Consider the following 23,710-nt stretch of genomic DNA (forward strand, 5'->3'; position numbering starts at 1 on the left):
AATCAATAAAATATTCTAGGAAGAATGAAAAAATATTCTACTTTTGCAAAAGTTCCCTTTTGAAAAAATGTATTTTAAACCACCATTATTATTAAAAAAATAAGAATCTGTTTTAGATATGTTGAAAAGAAATGATGAAAAAATAAACGGATTTCTATTTGTAATAGTACTTCCGCTTCTGTTGTTTGCCATGTCTTATTATGGATTTGAATCTTCATATACAAGACTGAAAACATCAGCCACAACCCCTGATTTTTTATTTTCCTCCGTATATGCTTACAGAGTGATTCCCAATTATCTGAGTGTACAGATGACAGATCTGATGTATAGTCTGATTAATGGACCTCTTTCTTTCTTCAAAGATTTTTTGTCCAAAAATGGAACCCCTTTTTATCACGGGCTTTTCCTGATGAACAGCGTGTTCTTTGTTTTGTGTTCTTTGATTTTGAATGCTATTTTCCGGATGAAATCAACAGGACTTCTTCTGAATCTTAATGCAAGGAGAATTATTCATCTCCTCTCTGTGTTTTTTATTGTGATCACACAGTATGCGCCTACAAACTGTGATACCATTGCATTATTCTGTTATCTGGCAGGTGTATTTTTGACCCTGAAATATTTAGATACCCAAAAAAATATTTTCTTTTTCATTCTCATTGGTCTTATTGGAGTCTCTACTTTGGTAAGAGAAACGGCGTGTTTGAATATTGCGTTTTTTGCAGCAGTATTTTTCAATATAGATGAGTTGAAAAAAGGAAATTATCAGGTAATCTGGAAAATTATACCATTGGTTGTTGCTTTTCTGATTCCTTATCTGGGATTGAGAGCTCTGCTGGTTCAGGATGAAACCACGTTTGTGGAAGGGTTTTATATTAACAGGAACTTTTCCAGCCCCTTCAACCTTGCAGGGCTGGTCTTTGCCTTAATTGTGATTTATTTTATATATGGTCTTTGTACTGAAGAAGAAAACAGAAGTGTTTTTGGAAAGTATTTTTTCTTTTCCATTCCCTATCTTCTTATGATTACTTTAGTGGGGCTTTTCTGGGAAGTGAGGCTATTCCTGCCTTTAATTCTGACCGGAATAATCACAGCATATCATCAGTTTAAAAAAACATCAGAGAGTTAGCATGAGTTTACTACATCCATATTATATAATTGCAATCGTCTATATGCTGTTCTTCAGTGTTCAGGAAGTATATGGGAAGAAGGTTGATAAAAAGTGGTTCTGGTTTCTCGCTGTTTATTTTATTATTATTGTTGGTCTTAGAGATAATGTAGGTCCGGATTACGGAAGTTATAAAGGGATTTATATTTACTCAGATACCAAGAGCTACTACAGTATCTTTATGAAGATGCTCCATATGGAAGGAACAGAAACGCTGGATGTGGAATGGCTGTATACCCTGATTAATAAAGTTCTTCTCAATTTTTTTGATGCCCCTTTTTATATGCTAACGCTGGTTATTGCTATTTTTGCAATGATCTTTAAAGTAGAATATACCGAAGACAATACTTTTTATCCATTTACCTTTACCCTTTTTATGTTTATTCCCAACTTCTTTATCGGGGAAAGCGGGCAGATCAGACAAAACCTGGGAACTTTTATCGCTTATTTTGCAATACGGTATATTAAGGAAAGAAAGCTCTGGCATTATCTTTTTTTTATATTCATAGGATCGGGTATACACAGTGTTTGTTATTTATTCCTGCCGATGTACTGGCTGGCCCGGGTTCCGTTGAATAAAACCATGATGCTGATTATGATTGTAGGTTCTGTCTTTTTATCTCCGTTTGAAATCTATAGAAGTTTTGGAGGTTTTCTGGATGGTATGGCTTCTAACAGTACCCTTGTAGAAGGATTCAACGGATATATGGATGAAACCGTGCAGCGACTTAACGGGGGAATTGGAATCCCGGAGGTCATGATGGCTATTCTTACTTTTTTCCTTTTTGTTTTTGATAACAAGATGAAAGAACACTATCCTTACTATGAATATCACAGAAATTATGCCGTAATCGGCATATGTCTCTATTTTATTTTTAGAAATAACCCTATCTTCTCATCCAGACTTGCAGGAGCATTTATTGGGTTCTCCTATATCATTATTCCAAATGCGATGTATGCTGTTTCCGGAAGGGTTAAAAATATGATCTACGCATTTATCATCGCACTTGTCGTCTTCAATTTTGTTATCTTCTCTATGTTTAATAATATTACGGCCGGACGATTTTCCATTGACCGTTATCAAAACCATATTCTTCCATAGGATTTTGAAAATTAAAATATAAAGACAGCGTAAGGCTGTCTTTTTTTTATAAACAAGGTTTATTGTTATTTACTTTGTTTATTGGGTTTTCCTTTATTTTATTAATAACATAATTAAAATATGATGTATTTATTTATATAATAAATCACTTTTTATTGAAGTGGGCTCAAAAATTGCATTCGCTAATCACACTAAAACCCTAAGGTATGAAAAGATTAGCTGGAAAATTTGCGGCAGTCATCTGCCTGATATTATTTGGAGTGAGTTCCAAAGGTAATATCAACGAAGATCTATGGCCTATCAAGAATAAGGATTCATTGAAAAGGCCAGTGAATGAATGGACACAATTACTTCTTCCGGACTGGAAAAAGGCACCCAACAGTTACATCTTTGATCCCGGTCAGAACAATGAAGGATTGCTGGTACCTGTAAAAAAAGCTTATGCAATGTGGGAAGGAGGCGGATATCTTAACGGAAGTGGAATTCCGGCAGGTACGGTAACTGCAGATGTTTTGTGGGAAGATGTTCACGGGCTTATAAAATCCGGGGCAAACTATGCCCTTGAAATTATAGGAACCGGACAGGACGCCAAGATAAGAGTCCCTGTGAATAAGGCAAAAAAAGGAAATGCAGTAGTAGCTTTCAAAGTAAACGGAGAGATTTATTGGAGCTGGCATATATGGGTAACCGATGATCCTACCAATGGGTCTGCCTATAGAAGCTTCAACAACATTAAAAGAATGAGGTCGGATGGAACCACAGAAGTTATTCCGGACTCTGATTGGAAATGGATGGATAGAAATCTGGGAGCCATCTCAAATTCCATTACAGCATCAGATTGGAACAGGAGTATCGGGCTTCTTTATCAGTGGGGAAGAAAAGATCCTATACCACCCTTAGTAACAAGAGGAAATGATTTCTATGAAGCTTCAGGATCCATAGGAAGAGTAAGGCATAGAGGCGCGAAAAATATGACCAATGCTGTAAGTATTGATGATTTCAGGAAATTTGTTCTGCTTTCCGCTGCAGAAGTTACCAATAATATAAGGCTTTCTGTAAAAAATCCTTTGAGTCTTATTTATGTTAATAAAGATGATAATTCAGGCCAGGCTTATTACAATAACAACCTTAATCTTCCTGTCAATTGGTTTGGTAAATCTACAACTTTGCCCAATAACAGGCTTTCTGAGCTTAATCTGTGGTCTGATAATGCGCAAGGGAAAATTGAAACTGTCTATAATACCGATGATAAAACAAAACCTTATAGAGATAAATCTCCTTATGATCCTTGTCCCAATGGATGGCGTATCCCTTCCATGCTGGTTGCAAACCTGGCTTCTCCTTCTTATGTAGATGATATTAGAATAGACTTTTCACCCTTTGGAGTCAGGACCAATATGGCAAAAAATGTTTTTGAAAACAATAAATATCATATTATTAAACCTACTGATGCAGGAGTGCCTGCCTTTATGACAGGATTTAGAATTTACCCTAATTTTGGTTTTGATCTTTCGGCAGTAGGTGGCTATAATATGGGAGTCTTTCCCGGAAACGGACAGTTGATCAGAGCAGCTCATTCCGGACAATATAGTGATCAGCATCACACAGCATTGTGGACTGCGACTTTAACCAGGCTGTTTGATGCGTCTCCTGCTGTTACTGTAAGAGGGCTTTCCATGATTCCGGATAAAGGACAGCCAGATGTTCCGGATGCGAATTATCCTAATATTAAAGGGCGTTATTACTACTTTCCTATGGCCGGGATGTATACTTCGGATGCCAATGGCTGCAGATGTATCAAAGATCCCCTATACACTATTAATGATTATGATTTCCCAACAGAATATCTGCCGCCGGCTACAGAGTACAAAGAAGGTTTCAATAGCCCGAATACTTACCAGATTGTTAAAAGCGAAACAGTTTCTACTATTGAAATTCCGGTCAGTAAAGCATTTTCGGTGCAAAGTCAATTACTGGATAACGCTGAGATATTAAATCCTTCCAGTTTTAATAGTTTAAAAGCTAATGTTCTCTGGACAACAAATACAGCTCTTATCAGCAGGATTTCAATGGTGAATCCTTCACCTTCATCACTACAGGATATTGGGAATTCTAAAATATCCGTAGAAATTGCGGCCAATGAAAGTGGGAATGCCGTTGTCACATTACATAATGGGAGTATATCTTCACCGGTGTATTGGAGCTGGCATATCTGGGTGACAGATTCTCCTCTGGGGTCTTACTTTTATATCACAGAAACTCCTGTGGCTGTTACAAATTACGTGAATTATGTCAACAAAGCAGATCTTGCATTGCAGACTGTTTTTATGGATCGTAATCTAGGGGCAACAGATGTTTTTCCCAACGTTGTCAATCCTCAGGCTCCCACTGCTGATGAACTGCTGAAAATACGCGCTTCTACAGGATTGCATTATCAATGGGGAAGGAAAGATCCTATTCCTCCATTCCAATATGCGGATAACAGAAGTGTTTATAATGTGTTTTTAGGAACTCTGGGGACTAACGGTACAGTTTCTTACACCGCGCTTAATCAGTCTGACTATAATAATCTTTCAGGAAATTATATAGTACCTTACAACACTTATGCCTCGGCATCAAATGTACAGTTAACTGATAAACCTGCAGAAAGAATCTCCAAGATACTCTCTTATTCTGTGAAGAATCCTCTGGTATATATGATTCCAAGTACCTTTGCTCCTTATAACAGTGCAACACCCAATTATACCAACGGAACGGACTGGCTGGCACAGGAACCCAATTTAGCTCCTGACAGATGGGGAAGAGGAGGCAAAAAATCTCCTTTTGATCCCTGTCCTGAAGGATGGAGAATCCCGGATCTTACAAACGTGGCTTTGGTTTCCGGAGCTGATTTCGGACAGACGCCATGGTACAAAAAAGATAAAAATATAGCAACATCCTACAGTATTGCTACAGATTATTCAGGGATCAGGGTGAGGAATTCAGCCAATGCCACCGTAGGATATATTTTTAATAATCCGGCATATTTTGTAGGAAACTATCCTGACTCTGGTTCCAGAGGATTCAGAAGTGTAACAGCCAATCAGACAGCGCAGGGAACATTTAATGTGCTGAACTTTCAGTATCCTGCTGTATGGACCGCTGCTTTAAATTCAAATTATATTGGAAGATCTGTTAATGTGCTGTTTGATGCGGCTTCTACAACCAATAGAATAATCGTCTTTCATGATAACAATGATCCCTACTTCGGAACAGGCTGCCGGTGTGTGAAAATAGAATATGATGCCAATGGCAATGAAGAAGGTCCTGCGTCCGGAGTTTTTATGATGTCTAACAGGTCTAAACTGATAAATGAAAATGTACAATCTAAGGTAGCCAATAAAATTTCTCTATATCCAAGCCCTTTTTCCAATATTCTTTATATAAGGGCTACGGAAAATAAAGAATACAATTTTCAGATTTTTAATATTCTGGGGCAACTTGTAAAATCAGGAAAGTTTATCAACAATCAGACAGATCTTTCATCTTTAAATGCAGGAGTGTACGTCGTAAGAATCAATAATTCTGAAGCGAATGTGAAAATTGTAAAACAGTAAATAGTAAAATTAACATGCAAAAAAAGCAGAATAACAAGCCTTATTCTGCTTTTTTTACAGGACAGCATATTTCTTACATCTATTATAGCTGATGAAAAATTCTATATCCATCAATGTTGAAAATTGTATAACAGTCTAAAACCTATGCTACAAAGGGTTTGTTTCTTCAAAAAACGTGTGTTGAAAGATGCTGTAATGAACTCAGATTATTAAATTAAACCCGTTTAACAAAAAGTATATAATAAAAAAGCTTTACTTTTGCAAAAATTTTTAGTTAGAATGTCGAAAAATTTAGTAATCGTAGAGTCCCCGGCAAAAGCAAAAACTATTCAGAAATATCTTGGAAAGGATTTTGAAGTGAAATCCAGTTTCGGACATATCCGGGATCTTCCAAAAAAAGGAATGGGGATAGACCTTGCTACATTCAGTCCTGATTACGAAGTTTCAGCAGACAAAAAGAAACTGGTAACCGAATTAAAGGCTGCCGTAAAGAAAGCCGACATGGTATGGCTCGCTTCCGATGAGGACCGCGAAGGAGAAGCTATTGCATGGCATCTTGCGGATGAATTGAAGCTGAAGCCCGAAAACAGAAAAAGAATTGTTTTCCACGAGATTACCAAAAACGCCATTCTAAAAGCAATCGACAATCCAAGAGACATTGATCAGAACTTAGTGAATGCACAGCAGGCTAGAAGAGTGCTGGACAGAATCGTAGGTTTTGAAATGTCACCCGTTTTATGGAAAAAAGTAAAACCGGGACTGTCTGCGGGTAGAGTACAGTCTGTAGCAGTTAGGTTAATTGTTGAAAGAGAAAAAGAAATCCGTGAATTTACACCCAAAGCAAGTTTTAAACTTGACGGAATATTTTTAAATAAAACAGAGCAGGAGATTGCTGCCAAACTGAAAAAAGACTTTGAAAAGGAAGAAGAGGCAGAAAAATTTCTGGAGCAGGCTAAAACAACAGAATTTAAAGTTCTCAACGTTGAAACCAAACCTGGTACACGTTCGGCTTCAGCTCCGTTTACAACTTCTACGTTGCAGCAGGAGGCTTCATCAAGACTTGGATATAATGTAACCAATACCATGCGTTTGGCACAAAGGCTATACGAAGAAGGGTTTATTACTTATATGAGAACAGACTCCGTAAACCTTTCCCAGGAAGCAATTGAAGGAGCAAAAAAACAAATTATATCAGAATACGGAGCAGAATATTCTTCTCCAAGAAATTATACTACAAAGTCAGCTTCAGCACAGGAAGCTCACGAAGCTATCCGACCTACAGATTTTGGAGTGAAAACTGTAGCTGATGCCCAATTAAACAGATTATATCAATTAATTTATAAAAGAACACTGGCTTCTCAGATGGCTAATGCTAAAATTGAAAAGACAGTGATTGAAATAGGAAATGCTTCATTGCCACATCATTTCGAAGCGCAGGGTGAGGTTATTATATTTGATGGTTTCCTGAAAGCTTACGGAATTGTAAAGACTGAAGAAGATGATGAGGAAAACAACGATAAGTTGTTGCCGAAAGTAAGCGTGGGAGAAGTCCTGAATTATAAAACCATTACGGCTACTGAAAAGTTCACAAGGCCAAGCGCAAGATATACGGAAGCCGGGTTGGTGAGAAAGCTTGAAGAATTGGGGATTGGTAGACCTTCTACTTATGCTCCTACCATTCAGACTATTCAGAACAGAGAGTATGTAGATAAAAGAGAAATCGAACCACATACCCGTGAAGTGATCAAAATGTCTTTAACAAAAGATAAGATCAAAAAAGTAGTCCTTGAAGAGAAATTCGGTGGTGATAAAAATAAATTTGTTCCTACAGACATCGGTGAAGTAGTCAATGATTTCTTAACGGATAATTTCAGAGAAATCCTTGATTACGGTTTCACAGCAAGAGTAGAAGAAAGTTTTGACGAAATTGCAAGCGGTGATCAGAAGTGGAAAGAAATGATGACGAATTTCTACTCGAAATTCCACCCTAGAATTGAAGATGTAGAAGAAAATGCAGATCGTGCGACAGGAGACAGGCTATTAGGAGTAGATCCAAAAACTGGTAAAAATGTCCATGCAAGAATCGGAAGATTTGGAGCAATGATCCAGATTGGAGAAACAGATGATGAAGAGAAACCAATCTTTGCCTCATTAATGTCAGGACAGAATATTGCAACCATTACTTTCGAAGAAGCACTGGAATTGTTTAAGTTACCTTTCGATTTAAGTGAAGTTGACGGACAAACAGTTTCTGTAGGTGTTGGTAGATTTGGACCTTATGTAAAATGGGGAGAAACGTATATCAGTATTCCGAAAGGTGAAGATCCGCTTTCTGTAGATCAGAAACGTGCAGAGGAAATTATCACTGAAAAGAAGATTGCTGATGCTCCGATTGCCACCTATAAAGGTGAGCCTGTCACAAAAGGATCGGGAAGATTCGGACCATTTATCAAGTACAAAGATATTTTCGTGAATGTTCCAAAAAGATACGATTTTGAAAATCTTTCACAAAGCGATATTAACGAACTGATTGATGCTAAGCTTGAAAAAGAAGCCAACCGATATATCCAGCTGTGGGAAAAAGAAAAAATCTCTATTGAAAACGGAAGATGGGGACCTTTCATCAAGTTTGGAAAAGCCATGTTCAAAATTCCGAAAAAAGCAGATGACACAAAGTATGAAGCTGAGGAATTAAAAGAACTTTCTTTAGATGAGGTTAAAAAATGGATTACAGATCAGGATCCTAAGGCCTTTGCCGAAAAGAAAAAACCAGCAGCTAAAAAAGCAACTGCAGCTAAGAAAACTACCACAACAGTGAAAAAAGCTGCCGCTAAGAAACCTGCCGCTAAAAAATAAATAATTTTAAGATTAAAATACAAGCTGTCAACACGTGTTGGCGGCTTTTTTTATGAACAAATAGAAACATGTCTTCTCAGTTCCGGTGTTTTTTGTATGTTTGTTATATCAAGCAATTAATCAATTATTACATTTTAAATTAAAATATGGACTTCGAAGACTTTATCATTTCACCAAGAAATTTTAAAACAGAAACCTGGCAGATAGGAAATCGGATTACAAAAGATATCAGAGAAGACAGTATTGTTCTTTTGTTTGTGTCAGATTATAGAGGAGCGGGCGGGGATGCAGAAGTACAGGATTTTACGGCAGTAAGAAAAGAATTTTATAAGCTTTCACAGATGGACTTCGAAATTCCTGTGGTAGACCTTGGCGATCTGGTATCCGGGAAATCCGTTCAGGATACTCATTATATTTTACAGGAAGTACTGTCGGCATGTCATTATAAAAGAGCTATTCCAGTGATTATCGGTGGCTCCAATGATTTTGCTTTCTCATTATTTTCAGCACTGAATTTCCATAAGAAAAGCATCAATTATACCCAGATCAGTAATATTATTTCCCTTCAGCAAGGAGAATCCATCAATGAACATACTTTTTTAAGCAAGATTTTCGGAGCCAAGAATTTCTCTATTAAAAATTATCATCATCTGGGTTACCAGAAACATTTAAATGAAATGGATTCTGTACGGCTCATCAAAGAAGTAGAGTTTGATATTATCCGGCTGGCTGAAATGATGAATTCTACAGAAAAGACGGAACCTTTCTTCAGAAAAGCAGATCTCGTGACTGTAAATTGCGATGCTATTGAAAGTTTTAGTGAGCCTTTTTCAATGAATCCGCAGGTAAATGGGTTGAACAGAAGAGAGATCTGTGCCTATATGAAAGAAATCGGACTGAGTGAAAACCTGAAGTCTGTCGGGATTTTTAATTATAATATTTATTCGGAAAACCAACTGAATCATCAGCTGCTGGCACAAATGCTGTGGTATCTGATCGAAGGAATCAATATCCAGCATTCTCATCCTAAAGAAAGACACTATGAGCTGTTCTATGTTTTGATAGACGACAGCCAATATGCGTTCAGGCGTGATACTTTCAGTAATTTGTGGTATTTTGGTGATGATGAAAATATAGAAAACTGCATTCCCTGCTCCAGAAAGGATTTTGATGAAGCTAAAAAAGGCTGGCTGAATGCAAGACTGACGAAAATTTAATGTATGACAAATGTTCCCTCAAGAGTATCCATTATCGTTCCCGTTTATAATGTCGAAAAATATTTGACAAAATGCCTTGACTCTCTGGTGAAGCAAAGTCTTCCTGATATTGAGATTCTTGTAGTAAATGATGGAAGTAAGGATAACTCCGAAAAAATTATTACAGAATTTGCACAAAAATATCCTGAAAAAATAAAAGCCTTTACCAAAGAAAACGGAGGACTAAGTGATGCCCGTAATTTTGGTATTGACAGAGCTACCGGAGATTATATCGCTTTTGTAGACAGCGATGATTATGTTACCGGGACCATGTTTGAGGAAATGCTTCTTTTAGCAGAAAAACATCAGGCAAAAATGGTGATCTGTAATATTCAGAAAGTAAATGAAAATGGAAAGATTATCCAAAAACTGACTCAGCTTCCCAATATGCCTGAGAAAATTATACTTGGAGATTATTTTTCTGTTTTTTCGGATATCAGCTATTTTGCATGCAATAAGCTGTTTAAAAAGGATCTTTTTAGCCAGAAAAGATTTAAAAAAGGAGTTCATTTTGAGGATATCCAGCTTATTCCGCAGCTTTTGCTGGAATGTGAAACCATTGCGCAGACTCAGAATTTCCATTACCAGTATCTGGAGCGTACTGATTCTATTACAAAAACCCATACGGAAAAAGGGCTTGATATCTTAAAAGCCGTCTCTGATGTGGAACAAATATTCAGTAAATCCCTGTATTCCCATAAAAAAAAAGAGTTGAAAAATTTTCAGATTTTTGAAGGGGTTTACTCATTTTTGGCTTATCTGGCCTTTGTGAAAAAAGAAGAAATATTTTATAGTATGTCGGATCAATTAGTTCTTTTTATGAAGGAAAGACAAATAAAAATTCAAGATATATTGAAGTATAGTCGTTTTGGTAAGAATTATCTTTTATCTTTGCCCCTGAAGAAAAAAATTTTTTATCTGTTGTTTTTTGCAGGACAGAAGAGATTGATAAGAAAATTAATTTAGTAAACACAAATGTAAGTACTATTGTTTCGGTCAATAGAAGATGATAATGAAGGTAAGTCTGCATTGTGATTTTTTATTTAGGAGATACAAGTGCTGAATAAGAAAAGAATGAAAAATTTTGAATTGTTCTTAAGCGGATCGGGAATACCTATTTTCTATATAAAAATAGGACTAGGCTTCGTGTTCTCCTTTTTAATTACATTTTTCTCTATTCCTACCATTGTCAAGATTTCAAGAAGAAAGAATCTGATGGATGAGCCTGGAATAAGAAGCTCGCACCTTAGAGAAATTCCCAACCTGGGAGGTATTGCCATTTTTTATTCCATAGGAATCTGTGCCTCGATTTTTGCCTATGAATTATTTGATCTCTATAAATTCTTATTTGCCTCATTAATTATCCTGCTCTACGTGGGTGTAATGGATGATATTGTCGTCATGAGGGCCTACAAAAAACTCGTTGCACAGATTGTTGTATCTTCCCTGATTGTTATTGGCTCGGATATCAGAATCAGAAGCTTATTCGGAATCTTCGGAGTATATGAGCTGGAGTATTTTGTAAGTATAATATTCAGTATTGTAACATTTATTATTCTGATTAATGCATTCAACCTGATTGACGGGATAGATGGGCTGGCAGGTGGTTATTCTGTGATCTGCAGTGCCTTATTCGGTATCAGCTATTACCGTTTGGGCGAGTACAACTATCCGTTGGTGGTGTTATCCGTTGTTATTATCGGAACTGTATTGGCATTTCTGTATTATAATTTGTCAAACTACCGTACCCACAAGATATTTATGGGAGATACCGGTTCCATGCTGCTTGGCTTTTTGTTGGCTTTTACATCTATTTGTTTTATTGATATTTTTATAGATAAGAAACTCATCGATGTTCCAAGATATCACCTTCAGTCAGCTCCTGTAGTAGCAGTGGCCATTTTGATTCTTCCGATCGTGGATACTTTAAATGTAATCATGATCAGACTTTATAACAAAAAATCACCTTTTGATGCCGACAAAAACCATATTCATCACAAGCTGCTGAAATTGAACCTTACCCACAGGAGATCCACTTTTTATATTATCCTTTACTATCTCATGATTGTGGGAGTAGCCTATTATTTAAGACATATTAATATCAATCTTTTATTACTGGTCATTCTTTCAATAGGTTTTTTTGGTGCTTATCTTCCGGATTTGCTATATCGATTAAGAAATAACAAAAATTAACAATTAAATATTACTTTTGTAAACAATATTATATATGATGAAAAACTTTAAATATTTATTTTTAATATTCCCTCTTTTAGTTACCTCATGTATTACAACAAAGGATGTAAGATACTTACAGCCAAGTGAGAGTCTCGTAATTAATGAAGAAGGTCTCGTTCCCTACAATATTCCTGTATACAGGATTACCAAAAATGATATTCTTAATCTTAACATTGTAACAACTCCCAAAGGAGATGCTGCACAGTTTTATTCCTCTTACAATTCTTCCGGAGGAATAGGAACCGGAGCCGGAACAGCAACAAGCCCTGCTATATCAGGAGGAGGTTCCGTTGGAGGTGGAATTGGTACTACCTCTGGAGCAAGCAGGGGAGGAAACATGAATTTTTATTTTAATGGGCTCAAGGTAGATTCCAACGGAGATATCAATGTTTTTGGAATTGGCTATGTAAAAGCGGAAGGGAGAACATTAGAGGATATCAGAAAAGAAATTCAGGAAAAAGTAAATGAAAACTTCCAGGAAGGTAAGTCTGAAGTACGTTTGAATACAGACGGTATTACGTATTATATTCTTGGCGACGTAGAAACTACAGGTCTTTCGGGAGAGAAAGTAGCTCATAAAAATACACTTACCATTACCGAAGCTTTGGCTATTAATGGCGGGCTGAACAGGACGATCGACAAAAAAGAGATCGTTATCCACAGAAAACTTCCGGAAGGAATCAAAATTGCCAAAATAGATCTTACCCGCGAAGATCTTATGAACTCTCCTTTCTATTATGTGCAGAATGGTGACGAAATCTACCTGAATACCAGAGCAAAAAGTTTGAACGGATTTGGAAAAGACCCTATTCAGACTTTAACGACAGGAGTTTCGGTGATTACTACAGCATTGTCTATTTATTTACTTCTTAAAAATCTTTAGCCATGATTCCAGAAAGAGTAACCGCTGCAGAGAAGAATAATTCTCAGAAAGAAAAGTATGGGTCATTTGCATTATTTGATTTAGAGCACTTTTTAAGAAGGATTCTTAAAAACTGGTACTGGTTTGTATTTATGTTTTTTATCGGCTATGCAATTGCATGGGGATACACTCATTATTATGCACAAAATATTTATGCATCAGACTTGTCATTAAGTACTTCAAGTAAAGGGTCGGAGTTTTTACCAACACAGGCTAATCAATCCATCAACTTCATTTGGGGAGATACCGGAAATCAGGATGGGCTTTATCTGAAGAAAATGCTTTTATCCAGATCGCATAATGAATTTTTGGTAAAAGAACTGGATCTTTTTGTCAATTATTCTACCAAAGGGCTTATAAAATCTACTTATCTCGATAAAGATGATTCACCTGTCTTTCTTCAGATTGATAAAAAACACCTTCAACAGATTAATTATCCTATTACCCTGATACCAAAAGGAGACGCAGCCTATCAGGTTGTTTTACCTGAAGAAGGAGAATCTACAAACTTATATAATTATGAAGTTGAAGGATTCCAGAGTATCAGCTCATATAGCAGACCCGCGGATAAAATCATTAAAATAAATGAGTGGTATAATGCTCCAAACCTGAGATTCAGACTTATTAGAAATCCTGTTCCCACTAAAATCAAGTTGGATAATATCATTGTAAACCTGAACTCGATCAATGAGAGTGTAAATGAAATTGTTTCTACCACAGGTGTGGATTTTGATAAAGAAATCAGATCTATTATGATTATTACCAAAAAAGGATATAATCTGAATAGTACAGTTAATTTCCTGAACAAATCTGTTGCAGAATTACAGAAAAAGAGATTGGCTGATAAAAATGTGGTGAATAAGAACACAGATATCTTTTTAAAAGAAAATCTGGATAACATCCGTAAAAAGCTTGATTCAAGTGCTAATGTGCTGAATTATTTAAAAACCTCAGAAAAGCTTTATAATATTAAAGACAGAGACGAAAAATCGCTGGAAAAAATAAAAGAACTTGAGGCTAAAAAAGCAGATCTTATAAGCAAGATCAATTCTCTTAACAACATAAAAAATACGCTGCAGTCTCAGAATTTTGATAAAATGATTGGAACCAACGCAGCAGGTTTTGAAGATGGTGTATTCTCAGCAACAGTTACTGAACTTAAAGCTTTGTATACCAAAAAAGCAGAAATGGCTTCTATTTATAAACCTTCATCAGAGCCAATGAGAGAAATCAACAGGCTTATTGATGAAGCAAGAATGGGATCATCAAATAGTTTAAGAGGATACTACAGCAGATATTATGATGAAATTAACAAGATAGATCGTGATATTTCAGGTGCCAACTCAGATTTAGCTTCTTACCCTGAAAAAGAAAGAAGATATTTGGATGCAGAGAGAGGATATAATATGATTGAGGCCACTTATAACAGCCTTTTGGGAAGACAGAGTGATACTAAAATGAGAATGGCCACCAACCAATCTGATATTACGGTGATTGACCCTGCTAAAAACCTGGGACAAAGAGCTATCGGACCGAATGTAAAGCTGGCAAAAACTGCCATTATCTCTGGATTACTGCTGCTTCCATTACTGTTCATCTTTGTAGGAGAGGTATTAGATAGTAAAATCAGAAATATTAAAGAACTTCTGAGCGCTACAAAAATTCCACTTCTTGGAGTAATAGGCAATAACAGTAATGAAAATATGCTTACCGTTCTGGAGCAGCCAAAATCATCTGTTTCTGAAGCTTTCAGAGGAATAAGAGCCAATATGAGATTCTTAATGGACAACGAAAGTGAAAAAGGTAAAGTTATTCTCATTACATCATCCATTGGGGGAGAAGGGAAAACTTATATTTCTATCAATTTGGCATCGGTAATAGGATTAAGTGATAAAAAAACAATCTTATTAGGAATGGATCTTAGAAAACCAAAAATCTTTGGAGACTTTAAGATTGATAATAAATATGGGATCTCCAATTATCTTACTGGAGAAGTAGATATTGACCAGATTATTAACAAAACCAAAATTCCTAATCTTGATGTGGCGACTTCGGGTCCTATCCCGCCCAATCCATCTGAACTTTTAATGAGCCAGAAAAATATCAGATTTATAGAAGAACTCAAGGAAAAATATGATTTTATTATTATAGATTCACCACCTGTAGGTCTTGTGGCAGATTCTTATGAGCTGATGAAGTATTCTGATACCAATATTTATGTGGTACGTCATGAATACACAGAAAAGTATATGCTGAAGATGATTACTGAAAAGTATCATAATGATGAAGTTAATAATTTGGGACTTGTTTATAACGATTATAATACCAAGCAAGGCTACGGATATGGCTATGGCTACGGTTACGGATATGGTTATGGCTACGGATATTTTGATGAAGATAAAAATTATAAAGAGCCTTTATTAATAAGGATCAGAAATAAAGTACAGGTATTGTTCAATAAAAAATAAAGCATTAAACCCTCATTTAATGGGGGTTTTTTCATATATAAAGTATTTTCATTCTATGAAAAAAAGAATATTTTTGCCACTTTGCCGTTTACTTTATAACAAATTATGTTTTTTTGTTTATTTTTAACTAAACATTAAGATTATCATTAATATAAAAATGTTTTATATTTGCAAAAATTAAATTTTAAAATAACCATAAATCCATATTCTTTTATGAATAAAAAATTATTGTTTAGCTTCCTTGCTTTCCTTGGAATGGTAAGTGTTAAAGCACAAAGAAACGAATTGGGAGTTCGTCTAGGTATGAGTAACCTAGTGGGAGATGTAGGAAGGACAAATTATATTTTACAGAAGCCGTTGGATTTAAGCAGAGCGTCAGATTGGGGTATCCCATTTTATGGTGGTTTATTATACAGATTTAATTTTAACCCGCATCAGACCGTTAGATTGGATTTAGGATATAACCAGATCCAGTTTAGTGATAAAGCGGCGAAAGAAGATTATAGAAGAAATAGAAACTCATACGGAAAAAATAATGTGTATGAGGCGAGTTTAATGTTTGAATATAACTTTTTCCCGGTAAATAATGAGCAGATCAGCATGCTGAGCCCTTATATCTTCGGAGGTATTGGTGCTTTGATGTTTGATGCTCCTAAAGCTACTCTTATGAATGATTTCAGAAGAGATGCTGATGGTGTAGCGCAGGCTCCGATCAATGAATTGGATTTTACCACTACAACAGAGTATTCATTAGGGAAGAAAGTAACAATGCATATTCCTTTTGGGGTGGGTTTGAAGTATAAATTCAACCATTCCTGGGCTATATTTGCAGAAGCTACATTCAGATATACATTGACGGATCAGTTGGATCACAGTAAGATCCTTTCCAAAGATGTAAAAACTTCTTTTAATGCTGATATTCTGGATCCCGCTACAGGGGGTTCATTATTACAGTCTGGAAATTATTATGCGGTTTCTAAAGAAAGAGAAGCAGAGTTTATTAAAAAGAGAAATATTGGAGATGGAAGATCCAACGACTGGATAAATACTTTCAGTTTAGGACTTACATATTCGTTCGGAAGACCTCCATGTTATTGTGAATAATATGTCGTTGATTAAAGAAAAAATAAATTCTGAGAATTTACCAAAGCACGTAGCCATCATTATGGATGGTAATGGAAGATGGGCAAAATCTCGTGGCGAAGAAAGAACTTTCGGTCACAAAAATGCCATTAATGCAGTAAGAAATGCTATTAATGCATGTAATGAGATTAATATCCCTTACTTAACACTGTATACATTCTCTTCAGAAAATTGGAATCGTCCAAGCGAAGAAGTGAATACCCTTATGAATCTGTTGGTAGAAACCCTGCTGTTAGAAGCAGAAGAGATCTTCAGCAAAGGATTGAGAATGCATGTGATAGGAAATCTTGAAAAACTGCCCGTATTAGTGAAAGAGCAGTTGGAACGTGTGGTAGAGCTTACAAAAGAAAACACAAAAGGAAACCTTGTATTGGCTATAAGCTATGGCTCACAAAATGAAATACTGGACGCTGTAAAAAAAATAAGTTCTGATGTAAAAGAAGGAAAAGTAGAGATAGAAGATATAAACGAAAGTTTATTTGAAAACTATCTTTATACAAAAGATTTTCCTCCTGTAGATTTACTGATCAGAACCAGCGGCGAAATAAGAATAAGCAATTTCCTCCTTTGGCAGATTGCTTATGCAGAATTACAGTTTTTAAATGTTCTGTGGCCGGATTTCACCAAAGATATTTTCTTCCAATGTATTGTTGATTATCAGAATAAGGAAAGAAGATATGGTTTAACCGGTGAACAGGTAAAAGGCCAATAAAATTTTAAGAAAAGAAAGACTCGATAAAATGAAGTTTAGACTATTACCCATCATTATGTTTGCTGCTTCTGCACATTTTTATGGACAAGTAACTCCACAAGACAGCACAAAAGTAAATAATGCTGTACATGCAGAAAATGAGGCAGGAACTTATACACTTAAAGACATCGTTGTAGATGGGGTAAAAAAATATACACCCGCTCAGATCTTAAGATTTACGGGCCTTACAAAAGGAGAAAGTGTAGACATTCCAGGACAGAAAATCAGCAATGCTGTAAAAAAACTTTGGGACACCCAATCTTTTTCTGAAGTGGAAGTTTATGTTCAAAGCATTGAAGGACAAACAATCGTTCTGAAATTTTACCTGCAGGATCTGAAAGAACTTGGAGAAGTTAAATTTTCAGGAAAAGGTATTGGTAAATCTAAAAGTGAAAAACTGGCAAAGGATAACAACCTTAAACCAGGAACTAAGATTACGCAGAACTTAATTTCAAGCCTTAAAACCAATGTCCCTAAAGACTACATCAAAAAAGGTTTTGCAGATGCTAAAATAACTATCCAGGATAAAGTAAATGCTGGAGATCCCGCATTGGTAGACTGGACAATTAATGTAGATAAGGGTAAAAGAATTAAAATTGATCATATTGAATTTGAAGGAAACGATAATGTAACCGATAGAAAGCTTAGAAATAAAGCTTTTAAAGAAACAAAGCAAAAACGTTTCGGTATCGGCGGAATATTGAAGTCCTCAAAATTCATTGAAGATAAATATCAGGAAGACAAACAAAGTCTTATCAGTTATTACAACTCCCTTGGATACAGAGACGCTAAAATTGTTTCAGATTCAGTATGGAGAAACAAAAGAAATAACTACGAAATCAATGTAAAACTTAGCGAGGGTAAAAAATATTATATCGGGGATGTTACATTCACGGGTAATACAGTATACTCTACAGAATATTTACAGAGATTATTAGGATACAAGAAAGGGGATATTTACGATGCAGTAGGTTTCAACAAAAAAGTTGGTGAAGACGGAGGTAAAGAAGATGATTCAGATATTAAGTCTGTTTATATGAACAACGGTTATCTTTTCTCGAATGTAACACCGGTTGAGAAATCTGTGTCAGGAGATGCCGTAAATCTTGAAGTCAGAATTAATGAAGGAGAACAGGCTACCTGGAATAAAGTAACATGGCAAGGGAATACTACAACCCATGACCATGTAATTCTTAGAGCACTTAGAACAAAACCGGGTGAGCTATTCAAGAAAACAGAAATTAAGAGAACCTATTTCGATTTAGCAGGAATGTCATTCTTTGACCCGCAGCAGGTGGGACAGGATATCCAGCCAAATCAGGTGGACAATACTGTAGATATCAACTGGAAGCTTGTAGAAAAAGGATCTTCACAGGTTCAGTTACAGGCAGGTTACGGTGGTAACAGCTTTATCGGTACTTTAGGATTAACCTTTAATAACTTCTCATTAAAGAATTTCCTTAAGTTTAAAGATTTCAAACCCGTACCTCAGGGAGACGGACAAACGTTCTCTATTCAGGTGCAGGCAGGACAGTATTTCCAGAACTATGGAGTATCATTCTCAGAACCTTGGCTATTTGGTACAAGACCAACAGCACTTTCTGTAAGTTTGAATAACTCAAGAGTTAGATATACAGATCAATATGGAGAAGCCCAGAAATTGAACATCTTCTCTGCTTCAGTAGGATTAAACAGACTATTGAACTGGCCGGATGACTATTTCTCTCTTTATACTGGTTTACAGTTCCAGAAGTATGACTTCAAGAACTATCCATTCCAGTTTGGAGATACCACAGAAAATAACGGTACTGCGAATAACTTCAGTATCAACTTAGGACTGAGCAGAAACTCAGCAGGTATTGACCCGATTTTCCCAACAATGGGATCCAATATTGAGCTTTCAGCAAAACTGACTCCTCCATACTCATTGTTCAAGAAGAAAGATTACTCCACAATGTCACCTATTGACAAATACAAGTGGATGGAATTCTATAAAATCAAGTTCAAAGCAGATGTTTACAATGAAATCATTGGAAAACTTGTCTTGAGATCTTCTGCAGAAATGGGATTCATGGACGGATATAACAGCCAGTTAGGTGCTCCGCCATTTGAAAGATTCTATATGGGAGGTACAGGTCTTTTCGGAGGTCGTTATGACGGTAGAGAATTGATCCCTCTGAGAGGTTATGAAAATGCCACTACAGAAGGAGGTCAGGGAGAAGATATTACACAGAAAGGAGGAGGTACAATCTATAACAGATTTACTTTGGAACTGAGATACCCGATCTCAATGAGCCAGACTGCAAAAATCTACGCTTTGACATTTGCTGAAGGAGGTAACGTATGGAATTCATGGAGTTCTTACAGCCCGTTCCAATTAAAAAGATCAGTCGGAGTTGGGGTAAGAGTTTATATGGGAGCATTTGGATTAATCGGATTCGACTTTGCACTAGGTCTTGATAAGACAATTTCAGGTGATAAGTCTGGATGGAGAAACCACTTCTTGATGAACCAAACATTATAATTACAGATATGAAGCACTTTAAAATAATTTTCACATTCGCATTACTCTTGCTTTTCGGGTTGAACAATGCCCAGAAAATCGGAGTAGTGGATACTAATGAAATTTTAAATAAATTACCACAGTATAAAGAAGCTGAAGCAAGATTAAATTCTCAGATCGATACCTGGGAGTCTGAACTTCAAAGCCTTCAGTCTGAATATGAAAGAAAAAAGGCTGCTTTTGAAAGTGAAAAAGTTTTATTGATTGGTGACCAGCTTAAGCTTAGAGAAAAAGAAGTTACCGATCTTGATAAAAATATTAAAACAACAACAAGTTTACGTTTTGGCGCTAACGGTGAAATTACAAAACTGAGAACAAATCTTGTTCAACCTTTTCAGGATCAGATCTGGGGAGCCATCAAAACAATGTCCGAAAAAAATGGCTTGGGCATAGTTCTTGATAAAAGCAATAACATTAGTGTTATTTTCCTTCAGTCAAAATATGATTATACTGAAAAAGTATTATCTATTTTATTAAAAGGAACAGACAAGAAGGAAAAAACAAATAGCAAAGGCAAAAAATAATAAGAGAATTAACTTTTGCTATATTTTAAAATCTAAAAACAAATTAAATTATTTATTTACCAGTTATGAAAAAATTAAGTGTATTATTTGCAGCAGTAATGATGGTTGTATCTGTAGGTATGGCAAAAGCTCAAAAAATTGCTACTTTAGATGTAATGGGAGTTCTTAACGCAATGCCGGAGAAAAAGAAAGCAGATGCTGATCTTAAAACATTCTTAGATACTAAACAAGCTGAGATTAAGAAAAAAGCTGACGCAGCTCAAACTAAATATCAGCAATATCAAACTGAAGCTCCTAAGAAAACAGCTGACGAAAACACAGCAAGAGAAGCAGAAATGAAAAAATTAGCTGAAGAAATCCAGCAAATGCAGGACAAAGCTCAAAAAGATCTTCAAGCTAAACAAGATGTAGCTTTCGGTCCTATCGAGAAAAAGCTAAATGATGCAGTAGAAAAAGTAGCTAAAGCTAATGGTTATGATTATATTATGGATGCAAACTCAACAGCATTTCTTTATAAAGCAGGACCAGACGCAACAGCAGCTGTGAAGAAAGAATTAGGAATTCAATAATTTCAGCAAATTAACAAAGATTTATAAAACTAACCACCTCTTTTAGAGGTGGTTTTTTTATTTTTGCGGAATGGAAAAAGAAGTATCAACTACAGTCAAAGTTAGGTTCAGCGACTGTGATCCGATCGGACATTTGAATAATGTAAAATATCTCGAGTATATGTTCAATGCCAGAGAAGATCATGTAGAAACATTTTATGGATTTACTTATGAAGAATATACCAAACAAACCGGCTGTACCTGGATTGCTATTCAAAATGAAATCGCCTATCTGAAAGAAGTAAGATATAATACACAGGTAGTGATCAGCAGCAAGACCATCGATGTACAGGATAGAACGGCAAAAGTTGAAATTCTGATGAAAAGCCTTGATGAAAAAACGATTCATGCTGTACTTTGGGTAACCGTTATTTACTTTAATGTCAAGACAAGAAAATCGGAAGTTCATCCCGAAGATATCAAAGAAATTTTTGATAAATTCTATGTAGATCTTATCCAGAAAGACTTCCAGTCAAGAGTGAAGTTCTTAAGATCTCAGAATGCCAAGAACTCTTAACCCCATTTCTTATTGAAGGTTCCAATTTAAAAATTAATAATAAACAAATGAAAAAAATAGCAGTAATAGGGAGTAACGGACAATTAGGAAACTGCATAAAAAAGATTGCCCCGGATTTTGAACATCTGTATGAATTCTTATTTACAGATTCATCCACTTTAGATGTTACCAATGAAGAGCAGGTGAATGATTTCTTTTATGATAACAAACCTGATTATTGCATCAATGCTTCTGCATATACCGCAGTTGATCTGGCAGAAAAGGAGAAAGAAAAAGCCTTTGCCGTAAATGCTGATGGAGTGGCTCATCTTGCTCAGGCATGTGCAGATTATAAATCCGTTCTGATCCATGTTTCTACAGATTATGTTTTTGACGGTACCACAAATCTTCCATACGCTGAAGATGACTTTACAAACCCGATAGGAGTATATGGCGCATCAAAAAGAGAAGGAGAGGAGCTTGCGCTGGAAATCAATCCAAAAACAATCATTCTGAGAACTTCATGGCTGTATTCTGAATTTAATAAGAACTTTGTGAAAACAATGTTAAACCTTTTCTCTCAAAAAGAAGAGTTGGGAATCGTTGCTGATCAGTTTGGACAGCCTACTAACGCAAATGATCTGGCAGAAGCTATGATGAGGATTATTGAAGCTCCACAGAAAACTTATGGAATTTTCCACTTCTCAAACTATCCGGAGACAACCTGGTTTGAATTTGCCAGAAAAATTGCTGAATTTTCAAAGTCATCAATAAAATTAAATCCTTTAACAACCGAGCAGTACCCGACTCCTGCCAAAAGACCTGTAAGAAGTACCATGTCTTTAGACAAAATAGAGGAAGTTTACAAAATAGAACCCAAACATTGGGAAAACAGTCTTGAAGAATGCGTTGATATCCTTTCACACTAATACTATACATATGAAGAATATTGCAATCCTCTTTTCCGTGTTATGTATCCAGCTGTGGAGCGCACAAAATGTTTATATGACCAGAGTTGAAAAGACAAATGACAACTCAGATAAATTTTTGTTCAGAAAAGAGACCGCTGCCACGGATGCTATTTATTTAGGAGAAGTAGAAGTACAGGGATTTTCAAAAGATGATGCACTCGTATTTTCTCTGGTATATAAAAAAGCAAAAGAGATTGGTGCCAATACATTCGAATTAAAACCTTTCGAAAATGTGGATGGTACACCTCAGGCATTCAATGCTGCCAATTATAAAATCGCTTTATATTATACACCCAAAGAAAAATTAGCAGCTAAGCATGGTGAGATGTATATTTTTGCCTCTTCTGAAAAAGATCAAAAGATCAACATCAACCGTAGAGACTATACAATCTCTCCCAGATCTTTTTTAAAATTAAAAATTGTCCCGGGAGAAATCTATACCATCTCAACCAAAAAACTTTTAGGCTCTACGGTGAAAGTTCAACCGAAAGCTAATGATGATAACCTTTATTTTCAGGTTTCTTCTCTAAAAGTAAAATCAGACAACTCAGGAGTAGGAGGGTTAAATCTAAAATCAGGCGATATTATTGGTCTGGAGAAATCTTATGCAGAATTTTTGAGTGTAATCTACAAAGAAAGCAAACCTTAGAAGCAGTCTATATAAACAATTGTAGGTTTTGCCCTATATAAATCAACAATAGGAACGGGCTGCAGCCCGTTCTTTTTATAATCTTTATCCCCCGACTTTATCACAAATGTATTTCCAGTTACACTTTGTACAGGTTTTATTGGAAATTTCTTCTTATCTTATTATATGTTATATGTATCAATAGAAACGGTTTATAATCCTGAGTTTATCTGAAGGAATCCCATTTAATAAAGACAACCCCTCCATTTAATTTCAATTCAAACCTAAACCTTATTATTATTTATACCTTATTTTCATCCTTCCACACCCCCAAAACCCCGCATCCCGCACCCCTCTCACCCTCTCCAACCCTCCCACGCTCTCATCCAACCCTCCAAACAAATGTTTAAAATTTTTCACCCTGCC

17 protein-coding genes are annotated in these 23,710 nt (G+C 35.9%); all 17 read left to right on the forward strand.

Annotation, left to right across the window (positions count from 1 at the left end):
* Positions 1 to 118: 118 nt before the first annotated feature.
* On the forward strand, positions 119 to 1,126 hold the full coding sequence (locus DDF69_RS16380; RefSeq protein WP_114821716.1) for a hypothetical protein: 1,008 nt from the start codon (positions 119 to 121) through the stop codon (positions 1,124 to 1,126).
* Between the two features lies 1 nt (position 1,127).
* Positions 1,128 to 2,267, forward strand: a complete 1,140-nt coding sequence (locus DDF69_RS16385) for an EpsG family protein (protein WP_228412021.1) — start codon at positions 1,128 to 1,130, stop codon at positions 2,265 to 2,267.
* Between the two features lie 206 nt (positions 2,268 to 2,473).
* On the forward strand, positions 2,474 to 5,863 hold the full coding sequence (locus tag DDF69_RS16390) for a T9SS type A sorting domain-containing protein (RefSeq protein ID WP_114821718.1): 3,390 nt from the start codon (positions 2,474 to 2,476) through the stop codon (positions 5,861 to 5,863).
* Positions 5,864 to 6,142: 279 nt separating this feature from the next.
* Entirely contained in the window at positions 6,143 to 8,719 is a 2,577-nt protein-coding gene (gene topA / locus DDF69_RS16395; RefSeq protein WP_114821719.1) for a type I DNA topoisomerase, read from the forward strand.
* Between the two features lie 146 nt (positions 8,720 to 8,865).
* Positions 8,866 to 9,936: a formimidoylglutamase gene (locus tag DDF69_RS16400; RefSeq protein WP_114821720.1), complete on the forward strand. Its 1,071-nt coding sequence runs from the start codon at positions 8,866 to 8,868 to the stop codon at positions 9,934 to 9,936.
* 3 nt (positions 9,937 to 9,939) lie between these two features.
* Positions 9,940 to 10,941, forward strand: coding sequence for a glycosyltransferase family 2 protein (locus DDF69_RS16405; protein WP_114821721.1), 1,002 nt, complete (start codon positions 9,940 to 9,942; stop codon positions 10,939 to 10,941).
* A 108-nt stretch (positions 10,942 to 11,049) separates the two neighbouring features.
* Entirely contained in the window at positions 11,050 to 12,168 is a 1,119-nt protein-coding gene (locus DDF69_RS16410; RefSeq protein WP_114821722.1) for a glycosyltransferase family 4 protein, read from the forward strand.
* Positions 12,169 to 12,202: 34 nt separating this feature from the next.
* Positions 12,203 to 13,093, forward strand: a complete 891-nt coding sequence (locus DDF69_RS16415) for a polysaccharide biosynthesis/export family protein (protein ID WP_079243412.1) — start codon at positions 12,203 to 12,205, stop codon at positions 13,091 to 13,093.
* 2 nt (positions 13,094 to 13,095) lie between these two features.
* Positions 13,096 to 15,600, forward strand: a complete 2,505-nt coding sequence (locus DDF69_RS16420) for a polysaccharide biosynthesis tyrosine autokinase (RefSeq protein WP_114821723.1) — start codon at positions 13,096 to 13,098, stop codon at positions 15,598 to 15,600.
* Positions 15,601 to 15,813: 213 nt separating this feature from the next.
* Entirely contained in the window at positions 15,814 to 16,704 is an 891-nt protein-coding gene (locus DDF69_RS16425; protein ID WP_114821724.1) for a DUF6089 family protein, read from the forward strand.
* Between the two features lies 1 nt (position 16,705).
* On the forward strand, positions 16,706 to 17,455 hold the full coding sequence (locus DDF69_RS16430) for an isoprenyl transferase (RefSeq protein WP_114821725.1): 750 nt from the start codon (positions 16,706 to 16,708) through the stop codon (positions 17,453 to 17,455).
* 28 nt (positions 17,456 to 17,483) lie between these two features.
* The gene (gene bamA / locus DDF69_RS16435) at positions 17,484 to 20,018 is read left to right on the forward strand and encodes an outer membrane protein assembly factor BamA (protein WP_114821726.1); all 2,535 of its coding nucleotides are present in this window, start codon (positions 17,484 to 17,486) and stop codon (positions 20,016 to 20,018) included.
* An 8-nt stretch (positions 20,019 to 20,026) separates the two neighbouring features.
* Positions 20,027 to 20,581 (forward strand): OmpH family outer membrane protein, encoded by a 555-nt coding sequence (locus DDF69_RS16440; protein WP_079244001.1) that lies wholly within the window; start codon positions 20,027 to 20,029, stop codon positions 20,579 to 20,581.
* A 65-nt stretch (positions 20,582 to 20,646) separates the two neighbouring features.
* Positions 20,647 to 21,150: an OmpH family outer membrane protein gene (locus DDF69_RS16445; protein WP_105684212.1), complete on the forward strand. Its 504-nt coding sequence runs from the start codon at positions 20,647 to 20,649 to the stop codon at positions 21,148 to 21,150.
* A 70-nt stretch (positions 21,151 to 21,220) separates the two neighbouring features.
* Positions 21,221 to 21,706 (forward strand): acyl-CoA thioesterase, encoded by a 486-nt coding sequence (locus DDF69_RS16450; protein ID WP_062675928.1) that lies wholly within the window; start codon positions 21,221 to 21,223, stop codon positions 21,704 to 21,706.
* A gap of 47 nt (positions 21,707 to 21,753) precedes the next feature.
* Positions 21,754 to 22,614: a dTDP-4-dehydrorhamnose reductase gene (rfbD, locus tag DDF69_RS16455; RefSeq protein ID WP_114821727.1), complete on the forward strand. Its 861-nt coding sequence runs from the start codon at positions 21,754 to 21,756 to the stop codon at positions 22,612 to 22,614.
* A gap of 10 nt (positions 22,615 to 22,624) precedes the next feature.
* On the forward strand, positions 22,625 to 23,305 hold the full coding sequence (locus tag DDF69_RS16460) for a hypothetical protein (protein ID WP_114821728.1): 681 nt from the start codon (positions 22,625 to 22,627) through the stop codon (positions 23,303 to 23,305).
* Positions 23,306 to 23,710: the final 405 nt, after the last annotated feature.

This window comes from Chryseobacterium sp. KLBC 52, assembly GCF_003347605.1.
Classification (GTDB): domain Bacteria; phylum Bacteroidota; class Bacteroidia; order Flavobacteriales; family Weeksellaceae; genus Chryseobacterium.

What these genes read in the sequence shown, in the direction of transcription:
- DDF69_RS16440 (WP_079244001.1), top strand. Translation starts at nt 20,027, where the DNA reads ATGAAGCACTTTAAAATAATTTTCACATTCGCATTACTCTTGCTTTTC.
- DDF69_RS16400 (WP_114821720.1), top strand. Translation starts at nt 8,866, where the DNA reads ATGGACTTCGAAGACTTTATCATTTCACCAAGAAATTTTAAAACAGAA.
- DDF69_RS16390 (WP_114821718.1), top strand. Translation starts at nt 2,474, where the DNA reads ATGAAAAGATTAGCTGGAAAATTTGCGGCAGTCATCTGCCTGATATTA.
- DDF69_RS16425 (WP_114821724.1), top strand. Translation starts at nt 15,814, where the DNA reads ATGAATAAAAAATTATTGTTTAGCTTCCTTGCTTTCCTTGGAATGGTA.
- bamA (WP_114821726.1), top strand. Translation starts at nt 17,484, where the DNA reads ATGAAGTTTAGACTATTACCCATCATTATGTTTGCTGCTTCTGCACAT.
- topA (WP_114821719.1), top strand. Translation starts at nt 6,143, where the DNA reads ATGTCGAAAAATTTAGTAATCGTAGAGTCCCCGGCAAAAGCAAAAACT.
- rfbD (WP_114821727.1), top strand. Translation starts at nt 21,754, where the DNA reads ATGAAAAAAATAGCAGTAATAGGGAGTAACGGACAATTAGGAAACTGC.
- DDF69_RS16460 (WP_114821728.1), top strand. Translation starts at nt 22,625, where the DNA reads ATGAAGAATATTGCAATCCTCTTTTCCGTGTTATGTATCCAGCTGTGG.
- DDF69_RS16385 (WP_228412021.1), top strand. Translation starts at nt 1,128, where the DNA reads ATGAGTTTACTACATCCATATTATATAATTGCAATCGTCTATATGCTG.
- DDF69_RS16405 (WP_114821721.1), top strand. Translation starts at nt 9,940, where the DNA reads ATGACAAATGTTCCCTCAAGAGTATCCATTATCGTTCCCGTTTATAAT.
- DDF69_RS16415 (WP_079243412.1), top strand. Translation starts at nt 12,203, where the DNA reads ATGATGAAAAACTTTAAATATTTATTTTTAATATTCCCTCTTTTAGTT.
- DDF69_RS16450 (WP_062675928.1), top strand. Translation starts at nt 21,221, where the DNA reads ATGGAAAAAGAAGTATCAACTACAGTCAAAGTTAGGTTCAGCGACTGT.
- DDF69_RS16410 (WP_114821722.1), top strand. Translation starts at nt 11,050, where the DNA reads ATGAAAAATTTTGAATTGTTCTTAAGCGGATCGGGAATACCTATTTTC.
- DDF69_RS16380 (WP_114821716.1), top strand. Translation starts at nt 119, where the DNA reads ATGTTGAAAAGAAATGATGAAAAAATAAACGGATTTCTATTTGTAATA.
- DDF69_RS16430 (WP_114821725.1), top strand. Translation starts at nt 16,706, where the DNA reads ATGTCGTTGATTAAAGAAAAAATAAATTCTGAGAATTTACCAAAGCAC.
- DDF69_RS16445 (WP_105684212.1), top strand. Translation starts at nt 20,647, where the DNA reads ATGAAAAAATTAAGTGTATTATTTGCAGCAGTAATGATGGTTGTATCT.
- DDF69_RS16420 (WP_114821723.1), top strand. Translation starts at nt 13,096, where the DNA reads ATGATTCCAGAAAGAGTAACCGCTGCAGAGAAGAATAATTCTCAGAAA.